This window comes from Flavobacterium indicum GPTSA100-9 = DSM 17447, from assembly GCF_000455605.1.
GTDB classification, from domain to species: Bacteria; Bacteroidota; Bacteroidia; order Flavobacteriales; family Flavobacteriaceae; genus Flavobacterium; species Flavobacterium indicum.
In genome coordinates this window covers 2,102,796-2,121,619 of record NC_017025.1, presented here as the reverse complement: position 1 = coordinate 2,121,619, position 18,824 = coordinate 2,102,796, and the positions used below count along the sequence as shown (strand labels likewise).

The window sequence follows — 18,824 nt, the reverse complement described above, 5'->3', positions numbered from 1 at the left end:
AATTAAAGGTTATAGGCAGGTAAGTCTTTTAAAAACGTATAATTTTCATTTTCAAAATCCATTTGGCAAAAATAATGATTTAAACCATTAGTTACCATTAAATAATTGGCTTGTAAAATAAAATTGTATCGGGCAATTTGATCAAAAGTGGCTTGGGTTATTTGGACTTCGGGGGCTTTACATTCAATTATTATTTCAATGCTTCCATTAGAATTAAATACAACGATATCATAGCGTTTATTCATACCATTAATTTTTACTATTTTTTCAACATTAATTAATGAAATAGGATAATTTAACTCTTGAATTAGAAATTGAATGGTATGTTGTCTCACCCATTCTTCGGGTGTAAGAACTAAAAACTTTTTTCGAATGGCATCAAAAATATAGACTTTATTTTCACTATTTTTGAGCCGAAAGGAATACGAATTGAAATTCAAATTTTGCATGTAACAAAAATACTAATTTCTTTAGTTCTTCCAATTAAAACAGAAAAGTGTCAAATGTAATGACTGATTTAATTAAAATTACCAACGATATAAAAAGCAAAAATTTCAAGCCCATTTATTTTTTATGTGGTGAAGAAACCTATTACATCGATAGAATTGCTGAATTTATTGAAGAACATGTGCTGACAGAAGATGAAAAAGCTTTTAATCAGGTGGTGTTGTATGGAAGAGATACTTCAGTAGAAGAAATTGTTTCTACTGCAAAACGATTTCCTATGATGGCTGATTATCAGGTGGTAATTGTGAAGGAAGCGCAGAATTTAAATCGAACTATTGATGCACTTCAAGCGTATGCTGAAAATCCTCAACCTACTACAATTCTAGTATTAGCCTACAGAGACAAACCCGATGGTCGTAAAAAAGTTTTCAAAGTAATCAAAGACAAGCATGTCTATTTTGAAAGTAAAAAATTATACGACAATCAAATTCCCGATTGGATTTCGAAGGTATTAAAAGGGAAAAATTATGCAATTCAACCTAAAGCAGCCTTAATGCTGTCAGAATTTTTAGGAACCGATTTGGCCAAAATTTCGAATGAATTAGACAAACTCCGAATTATTTTCCCAGAAGGTCATACCTTTACTCCTAAGGACATAGAGGTAAATATTGGCTTCAGTAAAGATTATAATGTGTTTGAATTAAAATCGGCCTTAGCACTACGAGATCAGGAAAAAGCTTATTCTATAATTCATCATTTTGCTCAAAATCCTAAAGACAATCCAATTGTAGTGATAACGGGACAATTGTTTAGTTTTTTTTCTCAATTATTGCAATTTCATGGGTTAAAAGACAAGTCTAATAAACGTGAAGTAGCCAGTAAAATAGGCGTAAATCCGTATTTTGTAGATGAATATTTTACCGCAGCACGAAACTATCCCATGCGAAAAGTGAGTCAGATTGTTCAAGTGTTGCGCGATGTTGATGTAAAAAGTAAAGGTGTAGGCGCAGGATCTATGAAAGAAGATGATTTGTTAAAAGAATTGGTTTATAAAATATTTAATTAGACCTGACTTTTTAATCAGATTGGTACTTAGTTAACACTATTTGTACACTTTTTTTAGTTTTCTGTGTCAAAATGAACGAGTTTCCATTTTCAATCTTAGTTTAAAAAAATAATATTTACGATATTTGCACGCTTATAATTTAATCAATTTCACAATGAATAAAAATACAGTTTTAGCAATTGCAACCATAATAATGATTTTAATGGGGCTGTTGCTTATTGGATTAGGTGTTTATAGATATGCAGATGTGGCAGGATGGGGATTTAGTGCTGTTGGCGTTGGGTTTTTTGCAATTGCATGGGTATTTAATGCCTTAAAAGGAAGAGTATAATAATTGAAATAATTAATTTATTAAATAATAACAAATCATGTCAGACGATAAGAAAGTTATATTTTCGATGTCTAGGGTAAGTAAAACTTACTCAAGTTCAAATAAAACCGTATTAAAAGATATTTACCTAAGTTTCTTTTATGGCGCCAAGATTGGTATTTTAGGATTAAATGGAGCGGGGAAATCTTCTTTATTAAAAATTATTGCTGGTGTAGATAAAAACTATCAAGGCGATGTGGTGTTTGCACCTGGTTATACTGTTGGTTATCTAGAGCAAGAACCTCAATTAGATGAATCTAAAACAGTAATTGAAGTGGTTCGTGAAGGAGCTGCTGAAATTTTTTCGTTATTAGAAGAGTTTAATAAAATTAACGACGATTTTGGTTTGCCTGAAGTATATGAGGACGCCGATAAAATGCAAAAATTAATGGATCGTCAGGCGGAATTACAAGATAGAATTGACGCTTGTGGTGCTTGGGAAATCGATACCAAATTAGAAATTGCAATGGATGCTTTGCGTACGCCAGAAGCAGATACACCAATTGCAGTGTTATCGGGTGGAGAGAAACGTCGTGTGGCTTTATGTCGATTATTATTACAACAACCAGATGTGTTATTGTTAGATGAGCCTACCAACCACTTAGATGCAGAGTCTGTTCTTTGGTTAGAACAACATTTACAACAATATGCGGGTACAGTAATTGCTGTTACGCACGACCGTTATTTCTTAGATAATGTAGCTGGATGGATTTTAGAATTAGATCGTGGAGAAGGTATTCCATGGAAAGGAAATTATTCTTCATGGTTAGATCAAAAATCGAAACGTATGGAGCAAGAAGAGAAAGTAGCTTCAAAACGAAGAAAAACGTTAGAACGAGAGTTAGATTGGGTTCGTCAAGGTGCAAAAGGTCGTCAAACGAAACAAAAAGCGCGTCTTCAAAACTATGATAAGTTGTTGAATGAAGATCAAAAAGAATTGGACGAAAAATTAGAAATCTATATTCCAAATGGTCCTCGTTTAGGAACTAATGTTATTGAAGCAAAACATGTAGCTAAAGCATTTGGGGATAAATTATTATATGACGATTTAAACTTTGTTTTACCTCAGGCAGGAATAGTGGGAATTATTGGGCCGAATGGTGCCGGTAAATCTACTATTTTTAGAATGATAATGGGAGAACAAACACCAGATGCTGGTGAATTTACTATTGGTGAAACTGTGAAGATTGCTTATGTAGATCAAACACACTCAAATATTGATGTAAATAAATCGATTTGGGAAAACTTTTGCGATGGTCAGGAATTAATAATGATGGGTGGACGTCAAGTAAATTCAAGAGCTTATTTATCTCGATTTAATTTTGGTGGAAGTGATCAAAATAAAAAGGTATCTACTTTATCAGGGGGTGAACGTAACCGTTTACATTTAGCCATGACTTTGAAAGAAGAAGGTAATGTTTTGTTATTAGATGAGCCTACCAACGACTTGGATATTAATACACTTCGAGCATTGGAAGAAGGGTTGGAAAATTTTGCAGGATGTGCAGTGATTATTTCGCACGACCGTTGGTTCTTAGATCGAGTTTGTACACATATCTTAGCATTTGAAGGCGATTCTCAAGTGTATTTCTTTGAAGGAAGTTTCTCTGAATATGAAGAAAACAAACGCAAACGTCTAGGTAAAGAAGTGACACCAACTAGAATTAAATACAAGAAATTGATTAGATAATAGAAAAAAATCCTAACTTAGTTAGGATTTTTTTATTTTTGTACTTTAATAGTTTATCAATGGGACGAATTAAAATATTGACATTTCTTTTCTTTAGTTTATCGATCCTAATTGTAAACGCTCAAAAAAATCCAACTACTTCAAAAGAGGCTGAACAATACTACACTATTGCTCAAAAAAGTTTACTAAATCTAAATTTTAAAAAATCACTTATTTATGCTGAAAAAACGCTTTTTTATGCATTAAAAAATGATGATAAATTATTGGCTGCTAAATGCTACAACATTATTGGTTTAAATTTTGAAGAAATTGCCGATTTAAATAAAGCAATCAGTTTTTATAAAAAAGGAATATATTTAGCTAATCAAGTATCCAATGATACGGTTTCAGGTTGGTTATATAATAATTTAGGCGGAGTCTATTCTTATAATAAAATTGATTTACAAAAGGGACTTTATTTTTACAAACAGGCCTTAGAAAAATCAATCATTATTAAAAACAAATGGGAAATTTATTACACTAAAATAAATATTGCGATTAATTATTTTAATCTTAAAGCATACCCCGAAGGTAAAAAGTATTTAGATGAAGTCAAAGGACCTATTGATGCTAGTGATGAGGTTGAAGCTAAATTGTCTATTTATTCTTTGTATGGAAGTTATTATTATGAATACGAAAATAATTTTGAAAAAGCAGAAGCGTGTTTTCTAAAGGCGGTACACTGGGCAAAGAAAAACGATGTTGAATTAGTTAAACTTAATATGGTTGATTTGTATGATGATGTTTCAAAATTTTATCAAAAATATAATAAACCAAAAGAAGCGTATTATTTTTTAAAACAACATGATAGCTTAGAAGATATCATTTTCGACGAAAAAAGACAAGATATTTTAAAGAATGAATTTCAGTCTATTAAATTAGGTGAAATCAATGATAAAATATTAAAAATTGAATTAGAGAATAAAGACTATATTAAAAAACTGAAAAACAGCCGTCTTTTTATTGGTGGATTGGTTTTGGTTATTGTTTTAACAGTCATTTCATTATTTGTTTTATATAAAAATTTGAATAAAAATGCTCGAATCAATAAGCGTTTGAAAAAAACGAATTTAGAATTAAAAAGAGCTAAAAATCAATCAGAAGAGGCTGCTAGATTAAAAAGTCAATTTATGTCGACTGTTAGTCATGAGTTGCGTACACCATTGTATGGGGTTATTGGAATGACTGAAATTATAGAAAATGAGCATGAAAATTTAAAAGAAAGCAAATATTTTAATGCCCTAAAATATTCTTCTAAATACTTGTTGTCTTTGATTAACGATATTTTAGATGTGTATAAAATTGAAGAAGGAAAAGTTGAATTAGTAAAAGAGCCTATTCAATTGCGTAATGAATTATCAATTATCATAGGTAGTTTACAAGTTATAGCGGATCAAAATGATAATAGAATTGAAATTGAAGTTGATGCACAAGTCCCTGTTTGGATTGTGTCAGATAAAACGAGATTGTCTCAAATATTGATCAATTTATTGAGTAATTCTTTAAAATTTACAAAAAAGGGTCTAGTTCAGATAAAAGTAGAAAAATATACTTCTCAATTCTTGAAGTTTCAAGTGATAGATAATGGTTTAGGTATTCCAAAAGATTATTTAGATAAAATATTTGACAAATTTGTTCAAGTAGAACGAAAGTCAGATGAACATTATCAAGGAACGGGTTTAGGTCTGTCAATTGTAAAAAAAACCGTTGAGTTATTTGGAGGTAAAATTCAAATTGAAAGTATTGAAAATAAAGGGACAGATGTAACTTTTACGATTCCACTTGAATTAGCAAGTGCTAACGAAAACGACATGGTTGCAACTCCAGAAACAGTCTCTAAATTGAAACTAGATGTTTCTATTTTGGTAGTGGAAGACAATAAAGTGAATCAATTGGTTACTCAAAAAATGTTAGAAAAAAATAAACTAACTTGTACTATTGTTGATAGTGGATATAAGGCAATAGAGATACTAAAAAACCAACATTTTGATTTAGTTTTGATGGATATTAATATGCCGGGGATAGACGGATTTGAAACAACCGCGGAAATTAGAAAATTCAATCCTCAAGTTCCAATAGTTGCTTTAACTGCATCTGATAAATTTGAAATTCAAAAATTACTTGAAAAATCCAGTATGAATGATATCTTAGTTAAACCATTTGAATGGTTAGATTTGTTGCATATTATTGAAAAACATATTCAATCTTAATTTAAAAATTGAGAATATGTTATTAAACCAATTGCAACTAAGGAAAGGAATAAACCTAAATAATTCCATCGATTAACTTTTTCTTTAAAAATAAGTATTCCAACCAAACTTCCGAGTGTAATTACTCCCATGTTCATACTTGCAAAAACGGTAGAGGGATTGTTAGATAAGACTTGATGGGCTTTAATGTAAAATGAAATATTTCCAAAATTTAATAAGCCCACTCCAAGACCCCATAAAACATTTGTTTTGTTGAATTTTTCGTTGCCTTTCAGTAAATAATATCCTGAAATAAAAAGTGAAACTAGACCCGCACCCGGAAATACTAAAAATAATAATTCAGTAAATTGTATTTCTTTTAAACTGGCAACATTCTTAAATAAGATATCAATAATCCCAAAACCTAACAAAACTAGGGGCAAAAAATACCATTTGTTTTTCTTAGCATATTCAGCATCATTTTTTCTATAAAAAGTTAAAAATATAGCCAAGAATGCGATAAAAATTCCAATCCATTTGAATTGATTAATTTGTTCATGAACAATGAAGAAAGAAAATAGAATGGAAATAAAAAGCGACATTCGTTGCGCAATATCAGTTTTAACGATGCCACTGTATTTTATGGCTTTCGCTTGAAAAACAAAAATTATGGGTAGTAAAAAACTTAAACTAATAATGATACTTTTTGTAGTGCTACTTACATCAGTTTTTAATACTGGTTGATAAATGATTTTAGTTAAAAACCAAGCAATCAAATAATTGATGCTAATTATTTGATAAAAACTATATTGTTTTTTTTTAGCTAGTTTTAATAGAATTCCAACAGAAACACTACAAAGTACACTTAATATAACGAATACCATGATTTTTATTTTTGTACAATATTACAAAAAAAAGCACCGATTTCTCAGTGCTTTTGTTTTGATTATTTTTGATTTTCAATCCATTTTCTAGCATTAACGAAAGCCTCAATCCAAGGAGAAACGTCATCTTTTTGCTCACGTTCAGGATAATAAGCCCAGTTCCATGGGAAAATAGAACGCTCAATGTGTGGCATCATTACCAAGTGTCTACCTGTGGTATCGCACATCATGGCGGTGTTAAAGTCAGAACCATTAGGATTTGCTGGATATCCTTCATAAGCATATTTACCTACAATATTGTATTTTTCTTCCGCATAAGGTAATTTAAATTTACCTTCTCCATGTGAAATCCAAACACCTAAAGTTAAACCTTCTAAAGAAGACAACATAACCGAATTGTTTTTCTGAATTTTTACAGAAGTAAATCCGCTTTCGTGTTTGTTTGATGTATTGTGATGCATTTTACCATGGATTTCATGTTCCGGATTAATTAATTCCAATTCCATTAATAATTGACATCCATTACATATACCTACAGATAAAGTATCTTCTCTCTTGAAGAAGTTTTGTAAAGCGGTGTTCGCTTTTTCATTATATAAAAAGGCACCAGCCCAACCTTTAGCCGAACCTAATACATCTGAGTTCGAAAAACCACCAACGGCACCAATAAATTGAATGTCTTCTAATGTTTCACGACCCGAAATTAAGTCGGTCATATGTACATCTTTTACATCAAAACCAGCTAAGTACATTGCATTGGCCATTTCGCGTTCCGAATTACTTCCTTTTTCACGAATAATAGCAGCTTTTGGTCTAGAACCAACAGGCGCAAGGTTACCCTGAGCTTGTCGAAGGCTTCCATCAAAATTAGCAGGGAATGTAAATGCTAACGGTTGGTTTTTGTAATTCGCATAACGCGCCTCAGCCATTCCGTTTTTAGATTGTTTAGTATCTAATAGATAAGATGTTTTAAACCAAGTATCTCTTGTTTCAGTAACTGAGAAATTAAAATTATCATTTCCATTTTTAACAGAAATAATATCCCCTTCAACTACAGTTCCGATATTGAAAATTTCAATTCCGTTATTTTTAAATGCAGCTTCTACTTCTTCATTTGCTTGGAAAACGACTGCTATATTTTCGTTAAATAACGTTTTTACAGTGTCTGATTCTCCTAAAACAGATAAATCATAATGAGCACCTAAACCAACTTCTGCAAAAGATAGTTCTAATAAAGTTGTGATTAATCCACCGCTACCAACATCGTGTCCTGCACTAATTTTTCGTTCTTTGATTAAGTCTTGTAAGGTATTAAATGCCTGTTTGAAAAATTCGGCATTTTTAATTGTTGGCACTTCAGAACCAACTTTATTTAATATTTGATAGAAAGAACTACCACCTAATTTAAATGCATCTTGTGATAGATTTAAATAATAGATAGCTCCTCCGTTTCTTTTTAAAACAGGTTCTACAACTTTTGTAATATTGCTGCAATTTCCTAAAGCCGAAATAATTACCGTTCCTGGCGCAATAACTTCTTCATTAGGATACTTTTGTTTCATGGACAAGGAATCTTTTCCTGTTGGAATATTGATGCCTAACTCAATTGCAAAATCGGAGCAACCTTTAACCGCTTGATATAAACGAGCGTCTTCACCCTCATTTTTACATGCCCACATCCAATTCGCAGATAAGGAAACGGATTGTAAACCATTTTTAATTGGCGCCCAAACTAAGTTAGATAAAGCCTCACCAATTGAATTTCTGGAACCCGCAACAGGGTCAACTAATGCAGAAATAGGCGAGTGCCCAATCGAAGTCGCAATTCCTTCTTTTCCTTTAAAATCTAATGCCATAACTCCAACATTATTTAAAGGAAGTTGTAATGGACCTGCACACTGTTGTTTTGCCACGCGTCCGCCTACACAACGGTCTACTTTGTTGGTTAACCAATCTTTACAAGCCACAGCTTCTAATTGTAAAACTTGATTTAAATAGGTAGGAATTTCTGAAACTGAATATTCTGGATTTGAATAATTACGTTCAACCTTTTTATCGGTCATAATCGTTTTTGGAGAACTTCCAAAGAAATCTTCCAAAGCATAATCCATTGGTTTTGCACCAGTCGTTTTTGATTCGAAGGTAAAACGATGATCATTGGTAACATCTCCAACAGTATACATGGGAGAACGTTCTCTTTCTGCAATTCGTTGTAAAGTTTCAATATCTTTTTCACCAATAACTAATCCCATTCTTTCTTGAGACTCATTACCAATGATTTCTTTAGCTGAAAGGGTAGGGTCACCCACTGGTAATTTATCTAAATCGATAAGTCCGCCTGTAGCTTCAACTAACTCAGATAGGCAGTTTAAGTGCCCACCTGCACCATGATCGTGAATAGAAACAATTGGATTGTTATCACTTTCCACTAAACCACGAATGGCATTAGCAGCACGTTTTTGCATTTCTGGATTGGAACGTTGTATGGCGTTTAATTCAATACCAGAACCAAAAGCGCCAGTATCTGCAGAGGATACGGCAGCACCGCCCATTCCAATTCTATAATTTTCACCACCTAAAATAACAATTTTGTCACCCGCTTGTGGCTCGTGTTTTTTGGCTTGTTCTAATTTTCCATAACCCACTCCGCCTGCTTGCATGATAACTTTATCAAATCCAAGTTTACGAGCATCCTCTTCGTGTTCAAACGTTAAAACAGAACCTGTAATTAAAGGTTGCCCAAATTTATTACCAAAATCAGAAGCCCCGTTGGATGCTTTAATTAAAATATCCATTGGTGTTTGATACAACCATTTTCTTTCTTCCATTCCTTTTTCCCATGGACGTTCCTCGTTTAAACGAGAATAAGAAGTCATGTAAACCGCAGTTCCTGCTAACGGTAACGAACCTTGTCCACCAGCTAAACGGTCGCGAATTTCTCCTCCAGAGCCTGTAGCTGCTCCGTTAAAAGGTTCTACAGTAGTAGGGAAATTATGTGTTTCTGCTTTTAAGGATAAAACCGACTCAAATTCTTTTTCTTGATAAAAATCGGGTTTGTCAGCGCTTTTAGGTGCAAATTGTGTTACTTTCGGACCTTTTACAAAAGCTACGTTATCTTTATATGCTGAAACAATATCGTTTGGATTCGTTTCTGATGTTTTCTTGATTAACTTGAATAGGGAAGTAGGTTGTTCTTCACCATCAATAACAAAAGTACCGTTGAAAATTTTGTGACGGCAGTGTTCCGAATTGGCTTGCGAAAAAGCAAAAATTTCTGAATCTGTTAGTTTTCTTCCTAGTTTAGAAGAAAGATTATTTAAATACTCTACTTCTTCAGGGCTTAAAGCCAAACCTTCAGTTTTGTTGTAAGCATCAATATCCTCAATTTCTAAAATAGGCTCTGGTTGGATATTAATAGTATAAATGTCTTGATTTAATTCCGAATACTTTTGAGATAACATCGGATCAAAATCGGTAAAATCGCTTGTTACTTTTTGAAATTCTTCAATACGAATAATTCCTTCAATACCCATATTTTGAGTAATTTCAACAGCGTTAGTACTCCAAGGCGTTACCATAGCGGCACGGGGTCCAACAAAAAAATCCGATACTACGGATTTTTCTATTTTATGTGCGTTGCCAAAAAGCCAGTTTAATTTGTTGATTGTTTCTGTCGATAATTCGTTTTGTGCTTGTACAGCAAATACCGTATTGGATTGGTTTCCAAAGAAATGAATCATGTTGTGTGTTGTTTTATTCCTATTCTATTAAAGAAGAGGTGTTGTTGTTGTTTTGAAAGTGCAAATTTAAAGTAAATTAGATAAAATTCCCAATTTACGGAACAAATTTATAAGCGCCAATATCAGAAGGATTTGTTCTGTCAATTCCTAAAATATCTTTTGGGACTAAAGGGTCAAAAATACCCATTCCAATAGCAGCGGAACCTTGTAATATGTTAAATTTGTTTTTATTCGGATCTTTAAATTTAGGATTTAAAGTATTAGAATTTGTCGAAATTAAACAATTAGTATATCTAGGATTTGTACTAAAGCTATACAAAGGACCGTTAATGTATTGGTTATTAAAATCTACAAATTTTATCAAACAATTTGTAAATTGGTAATTAAAGGTAGAAGTATTGTTGTTTTCTAATGCTAAACTCAAATTAGAGGATCCATAAAAAATACAATTTTTAAAATTCGCTTGTTCCAAAACATAACTACTACTTCCGTCATAATCATCTAATACTAAACAAGTTTGATTGGGATTGCTCCAATAATTCGCAAAAGTACAATGTGTAAAATCATATTTACCTCCAAATGTGCAAGCTAAACTCGCCTGACCACAATTGTTAACTACTACGTTTTTACCTGTCATTTTACCCGTTCTGGCTAAAATTCCAACATTGGCACAATTATAAATTTGTACATTGGTCATATCAATAGTTGGAGTAGGAGTGCCATCGTTTCCAGAAATTAGCATGCCAACCGTGGCGTTTTTTATTGTAATATTTTCTAAGGAATTATTTTTACTTCCTGGTAAAAACCAAATAGTTCCCCATTGCCCAGGAACATCTGTATACATAGGTTCTAATCGATCACCTTCAAAAATAACTTGATTTTCTAAAGCTTCCGTTGAAGAAATTCCTCCATTGACATCTAAACTAGCATTTTCTGCTACAATTAATCCAGAATTTGCATGAAAATGAACGCGTGCACCGGGATCAATAATTAAGGTTTCATTTTCAGGGATTTTTGCATAACCATAAATTACATAAGGTTTGGTATTTGTCCAATGCAGTTCGTCTCCATTAGTTACGTCAGTGTGGCTCAAATTTGTACCAGTAATAGTCACAGGATTACCCGCTCCATCAACGCCTAATTGAATTTGTTCATAAGTATAATTGTTAGGACTTCCACTTCTTTCTGGATAAATAAATACGGCGTCTTGAATTAAAGTAACTAACTCCACTTTTTGAAAATTTGTAAAGTCGCCAAATTGAATTTGATCAGTATATAAAAAATCGGTCGGATTAGCGTCAGCAACATCAGAAGTTACTTCTATAAAAACATATAAACTGTCATTAGCTAAAAGTTCTACATTGTCAAACTCTTTTCCTGGTATTCCATCCACCATTAATCGGTAATTAGAAGCCTGACCTTTTCCTAATCTAACTTTCGGAATTGAAATGTTTTTATTCGTAGTATTATACACTTTCAACGTATACGTACTTGAGCCAATATTTGTAAATACTGTATCTAAATAAACGGTTTCTTTTGAAAATCTTAAGTTACCAATATTGGATTCAAACTCCATTTCTGAACGGCATGAAGTTAAAAAAATACTAAAAAAAGCTATAATAAGGAATACTATGTAACGCATAATGTAAATTTGAACTGTGTAAATATAACGATAAAACTGAAAAATTAATATGTGGGTATTGAAAAATACAACATCATTGAAATAGACAGTTTTAATTTTAGTACAACTAAATTTGTAACTTTGTTAAAAAAAGAAACTATGATTATTCCTAAAGAGGAAATGTTGAAATTGTGTGCCGAATATTCTAAGAATACTTTAATGGAAACATTAGAAATAGAATATATTGACGCAGGTGATGATTTTTTAACAGCTAAAATGCCTGTTAACCCAAGAGTTCATCAACCAATGGGTTTGTTGCATGGAGGAGCTTCTGTAGCCTTAGCGGAAAGTGTAGGAAGTGCTGCTTCTTTAATGTTTATTAATCCAGAAAAACAAGAAGTAAGAGGGATAGAAATTAGTGCCAATCATGTGAGAGCAAAACGGGAAGGTACCGTGTTTTGTACGGCCAAAATTATCCATAAAGGGGCGAGTATTCATTTATGGGAAATAAAAATTGTTGATGAACAAGACCGATTAATCTCAATGTGTAAATTGACCAATATGGTTTTATCAAGAAAAGAACGATAATGTTACTGTTAGAAAAGGCTTCGCATTATTTTTCCAAAAAACTACCTTTTGCACTTTTTGTAAAACCAAATCAAGTTCAACTTAATGGAGTTTTTCAAAATACAGATGAATTAGTTGAATTTTCAGGACAAAAAGGCTTTGTGTTTTCGGGTTTTTATAATACCAAAGATGTAGTGTTGCCGTTTGATTCTTGTGAAGTAATTCAAGAAAATTGGAGCTATGAAAAACACTACCAAGAAAGAATTTATTTTTCTGATTCAGAGGGTGTTGAATTTAAAAATTTGGTGCAAAAAGGAATAAATGCAATTGTTGAAAATCAATTTGAAAAGGTCGTTTTATCCAGAAAGATAGAAATTCCAAACGATACCATAAATAGTATAGAATCTTTTAAGAATCTTGTGAATACTTATTCTACAGCTTTTAGATATTTATTTTATCATCCTCAAATTGGATTATGGATGGGGGCAACCCCAGAGCAGTTGGTTAAAATTAAGAATGGGGAATTTTATACCATGGCATTAGCCGGAACTCAGCCCTACTCTGAACATATTGTTTGGGGTGAAAAAGAAATAAAGGAACAAGAGTTGGTGACCGATTTTATCAAAAATCAAATTGAAGATAAAGTGGACACTATTAAAATTTCTGATGCTATTACACATCGTGCCGGCAGTATCGTTCATCTTAAAACAGATATTTCAGGTAGTATTAAATCTTCAATTCAGCCGTTAGTTTTGGTAAAGGCCTTGCATCCAACTTCTGCGGTTTGTGGTATGCCTTTACAGCAAGCTCGAAGTTTTATTTTAGAACATGAAGGCTATGACAGGAAATATTATTCAGGATATTTAGGGGAATGGAAGGGGATGGAGAACTCAGATTTATTTGTAAATTTGAGATGTTGTGAATTTTTAGAGAATGCTGTTGCTGTCTATGTGGGTTGCGGAATTACAAAAGATAGTATTCCTGAACATGAATTTATAGAAACCTTTAATAAGTCACGAACGATTGTATCGATTTTGGTTAGGGGTTAATGTTTAAACTTTAATAACAACAAGTAATTGGAAATGAAATTAGATATTTTAGCTTTTGGTGCTCACCCGGATGATGTAGAATTGGGTTGCTCTGGAACAATTGCAAAAGAAGTTTCACTTGGTAAGAAGGTAGGAATTATAGATTTAACTCGAGGAGAGCTTGGTACACGCGGGTCTAAAGAAATTCGCGATCAGGAGGCTATGGCTGCGGCCACTATTTTAGGTGTTCAGATTAGAGAAAATTTGAATTTCAGAGATGGTTTCTTCATAAATGATGAGCAACATCAACTTGAAATCATAAAAAAAATACGCAAATACCAACCTGAAATTGTATTGTGTAATGCCATTGATGACCGTCATATAGATCATGGTAAAGGGAGTAAATTGGTTAGTGATGCTTGTTTTTTGTCGGGTTTAACTAAAATTGAAACGGAATTAGATGGAATAAAACAAGAGGCATGGCGACCTAAATTAGTTTATCATTATATTCAATGGAAAAATTTAGAACCCGATTTTGTAGTTGATGTAACCGGATTTATGGATTTGAAAATGCAATCTGTTTTGGCCTATGGTTCCCAATTTTTTGATCCTAATTCGGATGAACCTGAAACACCAATAACTTCAAAAAACTTTTTAGACAGTATAAAATACCGTGCGCAAGACCTTGGAAGGCTAGTAAATGTTGAATTTGCAGAAGGATTTACAGTTGAAAGATATTTGACTGTCAATTCGTTATCAGATTTGAAATAATTTTTTTTAAAAAAGTTTTGCAAAGTATAATAATTGCTATATATTTGCACTCGTAAAAATGGTGATTGTAGCTCAGTTGGTTAGAGCGTCGGATTGTGGTTCCGAAGGTCGTGGGTTCGAGACCCATCATTCACCCTGAAGTCCTGAGAAATCAGGACTTTTTTTGTTTTAAAAAAAGTCATATGTTTTATGTTTATATAATTTACTCGTTAGATTTTGATAAATTTTATATAGGTCAAACACAAAATTTTGAGGAGAGAATTTTGAGGCATAATTCAGGATATGAAAAAGCAACTTCACCCTATATTCCATGGGTTAAAAAATGTGTTTTAGAAAAGTCTTCAAGATCTGAAGCAATGATTCTAGAAAAAAAATTGAAAAATTTGAACAGAGAAAGATTATTAATGTTTATTGAAAAATACGCGGGTCGAGACGAAACATAGTTTGTCTCGATGCCGACATTTATCGTCGGCATTCGAGACCCATCATTCACCCTGAAGTCCTGAGAAATCAGGACTTTTTTTGTTTTAAAAAAAGTCATATGTTTTATGTTTATATAATTTACTCGTTAGATTTTGATAAATTTTATATAGGTCAAACACAAAATTTTGAGGAGAGAATTTTGAGGCATAATTCAGGATATGAAAAAGCAACTTCACCCTATATTCCATGGGTTAAAAAATGTGTTTTAGAAAAGTCTTCAAGATCTGAAGCAATGATTCTAGAAAAAAAATTGAAAAATTTGAACAGAGAAAGATTATTAATGTTTATTGAAAAATACGCGGGTCGAGACGAAACATAGTTTGTCTCGATGCCGACATTTATCGTCGGCATTCGAGACCCATCATTCACCCTGAAGTCCTGAGAAATCAGGACTTTTTTTGTTTTAAAAAAAGTCATATGTTTTATGTTTATATAATTTACTCGTTAGATTTTGATAAATTTTATATAGGTCAAACACAAAATTTTGAGGAGAGAATTTTGAGGCATAATTCAGGATATGAAAAAGCAACTTCACCCTATATTCCATGGGTTAAAAAATGTGTTTTAGAAAAGTCTTCAAGATCTGAAGCAATGGTTTTAGAGAAAAAATTGAAAAATTTGAACAGAGAAAGATTATTAATGTTTATTGAAAAATACGCGGGTCGAGACGAAACATAGTTTGTCTCGATGCCGACATTTATCGTCGGCATTCGAGACCCATCATTCACCCTGAAGTCCTGAGAAATCAGGACTTTTTTTGTTTTAAAAAAAGTCATATGTTTTATGTTTATATAATTTACTCGTTAGATTTTGATAAATTTTATATAGGTCAAACACAAAATTTTCATGAGAGAATTTTGAGGCATAATTCAGGATATGAAAAAGCAACTTCACCCTATATTCCATGGGTTAAAAAATGTGTTTTAGAAAAGTCTTCAAGATCTGAAGCAATGGTTTTAGAGAAAAAATTGAAAAATTTGAACAGAGAAAGATTATTAATGTTTATTGAAAAATACGCGGGTCGAGACGAAACATAGTTTGTCTCGATGCCGACATTTATCGTCGGCATTCGAGACCCATCATTCACCCTGAAGTCCTGAGAAATCAGGACTTTTTTTGTTTATGTACTTTTCTGATTTTTTTCCTTTAAAGATTAATATTCTAAATTTAAATTTATTTTTTTACATTAGCTAAAATGGCTTTTCTATGGCAAATTGGCAAACTTACATTAAAGAATATCAAAATTATTTGAAGTTGGAAAGAGGATTATCTTCAAATACAATAGAAAACTATACGTTTGATATTGAAAAGTTAGTTCTTTTTTTAGAATTAAATAAGATAGAGGTTACACCTGTAAAAATAACTGATGAACAAGTTCAAGCTTTTATTTATCACATTGCTTCTCAAGTTAATGCCCGAAGCCAATCTAGGATTATTTCAGGATTAAAAAGTTTTTTTAGCTATTTAGTATTTGAAGATTATAGAAATGATTCCCCTATGGAATTGATTGAAGTTCCAAAAGTGGGAAGAAAATTGCCGGATACGCTTTCGACTGAAGAAATTGATTTGTTAATTGGAGCAATAGATTTAAGTACACCTGAAGGCGAACGTAATAAAGCAATGTTGGAAACTTTATATAGTTGTGGTTTACGGGTTTCTGAATTAATTTCTTTAAAAATTTCTGATTTGTTCTTTGATGAAGGTTTTATAAAAGTTACAGGAAAAGGAAATAAACAACGTTTTGTGCCAATCAGCCCTTCAACACAAAAATATATTGAAACCTATAAAGATTTTATAAGGAATCATGGTTCTATTCAAAAAGGTTTTGAAGATACCTTATTTTTAAATAGAAGAGGGAAGCAATTAACAAGAGCAATGGTTTTTACCATTATAAAAGATTTAGCTCTTAAAATTAACCTCAAAAAAACAATAAGTCCGCATACTTTCAGGCATTCATTTGCTACGCATTTGCTTGAAAATGGTGCGGACTTACGGGCTATTCAGTTGATGTTAGGACATGAATCCATAACAACGACTGAAATTTATATGCACTTAGATAGAAAGCATTTAACCACAGTTATGGAATCCTTTCATCCAAGAGGAAATAAAAAATTATAATACTTTTTCTACTGAAAAACTAGTTGATATCGATGTTCCAGTGGATCCACTGTTGTAGGCTTTTAATCGAGCAGTTCTATTATCTGAAGTAATACTTGGATCGTAATCAACAAAAATTCTAAAAGTATAAGAATGTGTTGAATTTAATTGTAGGTAATTTGAAATACCATAACTTTCATTTCTACCATTGGTCATTCCTGTGTTATTGTTGTCTTTATATTTAAATGTTCTTCTTAAAACCCAGCTATTTGAAGTTAAATCCCAAAGTCCAATTAAAATATCAACATCTTTATTGTCGTCTGTATAATCACCCATGTCAAAATCCATTGATATTTTGTAATACCCATCTACTTTTGGCATGTATCGACCATTAGCAACATTATATTCATTATTTACGTCAATTAATTCATTTCCAAGAACAATATCTTTGTAATTGTAATCTTGATCTAACGTAATATCTGAAGTTAAGTTTCCAACAAATTTAATTCCTGGAGCTGTCATATCTGTGTATCCTGTAATCAGTGTTCCATCAGGTAAGGCAGATACAGTAGCTGTTTTTCCTTTTGAATTGCCAAGACCTCTAACGCGTAGATCTCCATTAACATCTAATTCTTGAGTTGGGGTAGTAGTGTTGATACCTACTTGTGCATTCATCGATACATTACTTATAAGTAAAAGTAATGCCATTTTTTGTAATAATTTCATTGATTTCTTTTAGGTTTTTTTGTATTAGAAATCTAGTAGAAATTGGTAGTTAATTTGGGTATGCAAAATTCGTTTTATTATACACAAATTACAACTGATATTTTATTTTTACTATAAATTAAAAAATGGATTAATAAATGTACTATTAATCCATTTTATATGTTGTTTTATTGCAAATTGTGGTGTTTCTGATTGAATAATTTAACTATTTATGAATTGTAAATTTGTGGAAAATCAATCTTACAGTATTTATTTTTTACCTAAAGGACTTTTTCTATTGAAAAGCTTGTTGATAAAGAAGTACCTGTAGAACCACTGTTTTGGTATTTTAATTTAGCATTTCTTCCAGACGAGCCAATGGAAGGATCATAGTCAGAAAAAATTCTAAATCCATAGGAGTGCCCGACAGTCAACTGTAAATAATTTGAAATTCCATAGCTTTCATTTCTACCGTCTGTCATTCCTGAGTTATTATTGTCTCTATGTTTAAAAGTTCTTCTTAAAACCCAATTGTTGGTTGTGAAATCCCAAAGTCCAATTAATATATCTAAATCATAGGAATCACTGGTGTAATCGCCAATGTCAAAATCCATAGAAATTTTATAATATCCAGAAACTACGGGAGAATAACGACCAGAAGAAGCATTATATTCATTATTCACATCAATTAATTCATTTCCTAATACAATTTCTTTGTAGTTGTAATCCTCGTTTAATGAAATGTCGGCATTTAAAAAACCAACGAAACGTGTACCAGGCGCCGATGGGTCAGAGTAACCCGTAACCAAAGTTCCGTCAGGCATAGCAGAAACAGTTGCTGTTCGGCCACTTGAATTAGATAATCCTCTAACTCTCATGTTTCCATTTACATCTAGTTCTTTTGTTGGAGTAGTGGTATTAATTCCAACTTGACTATAACTTAAATTCGTTATAAGAAGGGCAAATACTAAATTTTTTAATTTCATTATACTATTAATTTATTAAATTAATAGTAGGTTATTAATTTTGAGTAGTGGGTTTTTTTGTGTGGTGCAAAGATGTAGTATTGAAAAGGAATAAAAAAAACATTTCGACAAGTGTTGAAAAATACTCGATGAAATGTTTTA

The 18,824-nt window shown here is 32.0% G+C and carries 18 protein-coding genes and 1 tRNA gene; 13 read left to right on the top strand and 6 right to left on the bottom strand.

Going from position 1 to position 18,824, the window contains the following annotated elements:
- Positions 1-2 precede the first annotated feature (2 nt).
- Positions 3-449: a type I restriction enzyme HsdR N-terminal domain-containing protein gene (locus tag KQS_RS09820; RefSeq protein WP_014389032.1), complete on the bottom strand. Its 447-nt coding sequence runs from the start codon at positions 447-449 to the stop codon at positions 3-5.
- A 59-nt stretch (positions 450-508) separates the two neighbouring features.
- Here KQS_RS09820 and holA point away from each other — a divergent pair, with 59 nt between their 5' ends.
- The 4 genes from holA to KQS_RS09805 all read left to right on the top strand — a co-directional run bounded on the left by holA (position 509) and on the right by KQS_RS09805 (position 5,822).
- Positions 509-1,513, top strand: coding sequence for a DNA polymerase III subunit delta (gene holA / locus KQS_RS09815; protein WP_014389031.1), 1,005 nt, complete (start codon positions 509-511; stop codon positions 1,511-1,513).
- A 154-nt stretch (positions 1,514-1,667) separates the two neighbouring features.
- Positions 1,668-1,844, top strand: coding sequence for a CAL67264 family membrane protein (locus KQS_RS14510; RefSeq protein ID WP_014389030.1), 177 nt, complete (start codon positions 1,668-1,670; stop codon positions 1,842-1,844).
- Between the two features lie 37 nt (positions 1,845-1,881).
- Entirely contained in the window at positions 1,882-3,573 is a 1,692-nt protein-coding gene (gene ettA / locus KQS_RS09810; protein WP_014389029.1) for an energy-dependent translational throttle protein EttA, read from the top strand.
- Positions 3,574-3,632: 59 nt separating this feature from the next.
- Complete coding sequence (locus KQS_RS09805; protein WP_014389028.1) at positions 3,633-5,822, top strand: ATP-binding protein; 2,190 nt, start codon at positions 3,633-3,635, stop codon at positions 5,820-5,822.
- On the opposite strand, the gene KQS_RS09800 is transcribed toward KQS_RS09805, so the two are convergent.
- The 3 genes from KQS_RS09800 to KQS_RS09790 form a co-directional block, all read right to left on the bottom strand.
- Complete coding sequence (locus tag KQS_RS09800) at positions 5,819-6,685, bottom strand: EamA family transporter (RefSeq protein ID WP_014389027.1); 867 nt, start codon at positions 6,683-6,685, stop codon at positions 5,819-5,821. The two genes, KQS_RS09805 and KQS_RS09800, sit on opposite strands and share 4 nt — an antisense overlap.
- A 62-nt stretch (positions 6,686-6,747) precedes the next feature.
- Entirely contained in the window at positions 6,748-10,425 is a 3,678-nt protein-coding gene (gene purL / locus KQS_RS09795) for a phosphoribosylformylglycinamidine synthase (RefSeq protein ID WP_014389026.1), read from the bottom strand.
- Between the two features lie 94 nt (positions 10,426-10,519).
- A complete protein-coding gene (locus KQS_RS09790) occupies positions 10,520-12,001 on the bottom strand; it encodes a hypothetical protein (protein ID WP_242400761.1) in 1,482 nt (493 codons plus the stop codon).
- 204 nt (positions 12,002-12,205) lie between these two features.
- On the opposite strand from KQS_RS09790, the gene KQS_RS09785 reads away from it, so the two are divergent.
- The 9 genes from KQS_RS09785 (at position 12,206) to xerD (ending at position 17,013) form a co-directional block, all read left to right on the top strand.
- Positions 12,206-12,634 carry a PaaI family thioesterase gene (locus KQS_RS09785; RefSeq protein ID WP_014389024.1) on the top strand — a complete coding sequence of 143 codons (429 nt, stop codon included), beginning with the start codon at positions 12,206-12,208 and terminating at the stop codon, positions 12,632-12,634.
- Positions 12,634-13,662, top strand: coding sequence for a chorismate-binding protein (locus KQS_RS09780; protein WP_014389023.1), 1,029 nt, complete (start codon positions 12,634-12,636; stop codon positions 13,660-13,662). Before KQS_RS09785 ends, KQS_RS09780 begins: the two co-directional genes overlap by 1 nt.
- Positions 13,663-13,695: 33 nt before the next feature.
- Entirely contained in the window at positions 13,696-14,412 is a 717-nt protein-coding gene (gene bshB1 / locus KQS_RS09775) for a bacillithiol biosynthesis deacetylase BshB1 (RefSeq protein WP_014389022.1), read from the top strand.
- Positions 14,413-14,472: 60 nt separating this feature from the next.
- Positions 14,473-14,548: transfer RNA gene (locus tag KQS_RS09770), tRNA-His, on the top strand.
- 46 nt (positions 14,549-14,594) lie between these two features.
- Positions 14,595-14,855 carry a GIY-YIG nuclease family protein gene (locus tag KQS_RS09765; RefSeq protein ID WP_014389021.1) on the top strand — a complete coding sequence of 87 codons (261 nt, stop codon included), beginning with the start codon at positions 14,595-14,597 and terminating at the stop codon, positions 14,853-14,855.
- A gap of 98 nt (positions 14,856-14,953) precedes the next feature.
- A complete protein-coding gene (locus KQS_RS09760) occupies positions 14,954-15,214 on the top strand; it encodes a GIY-YIG nuclease family protein (protein ID WP_014389021.1) in 261 nt (86 codons plus the stop codon).
- A 98-nt stretch (positions 15,215-15,312) separates the two neighbouring features.
- Positions 15,313-15,573, top strand: coding sequence for a GIY-YIG nuclease family protein (locus KQS_RS09755; protein WP_014389020.1), 261 nt, complete (start codon positions 15,313-15,315; stop codon positions 15,571-15,573).
- Between the two features lie 98 nt (positions 15,574-15,671).
- The gene (locus tag KQS_RS09750; protein ID WP_014389019.1) at positions 15,672-15,932 is read left to right on the top strand and encodes a GIY-YIG nuclease family protein; all 261 of its coding nucleotides are present in this window, start codon (positions 15,672-15,674) and stop codon (positions 15,930-15,932) included.
- A gap of 169 nt (positions 15,933-16,101) precedes the next feature.
- The gene (xerD, locus tag KQS_RS09745) at positions 16,102-17,013 is read left to right on the top strand and encodes a site-specific tyrosine recombinase XerD (protein ID WP_014389018.1); all 912 of its coding nucleotides are present in this window, start codon (positions 16,102-16,104) and stop codon (positions 17,011-17,013) included.
- On the opposite strand, the gene KQS_RS09740 is transcribed toward xerD, so the two are convergent.
- Both KQS_RS09740 and KQS_RS09735 read right to left on the bottom strand, forming a co-directional pair.
- On the bottom strand, positions 17,008-17,718 hold the full coding sequence (locus KQS_RS09740) for a hypothetical protein (RefSeq protein WP_014389017.1): 711 nt from the start codon (positions 17,716-17,718) through the stop codon (positions 17,008-17,010). The two genes, xerD and KQS_RS09740, sit on opposite strands and share 6 nt — an antisense overlap.
- A 260-nt stretch (positions 17,719-17,978) precedes the next feature.
- Positions 17,979-18,683 (bottom strand): hypothetical protein, encoded by a 705-nt coding sequence (locus tag KQS_RS09735; protein WP_014389016.1) that lies wholly within the window; start codon positions 18,681-18,683, stop codon positions 17,979-17,981.
- Between the last annotated feature and the right edge of the window lie 141 nt (positions 18,684-18,824).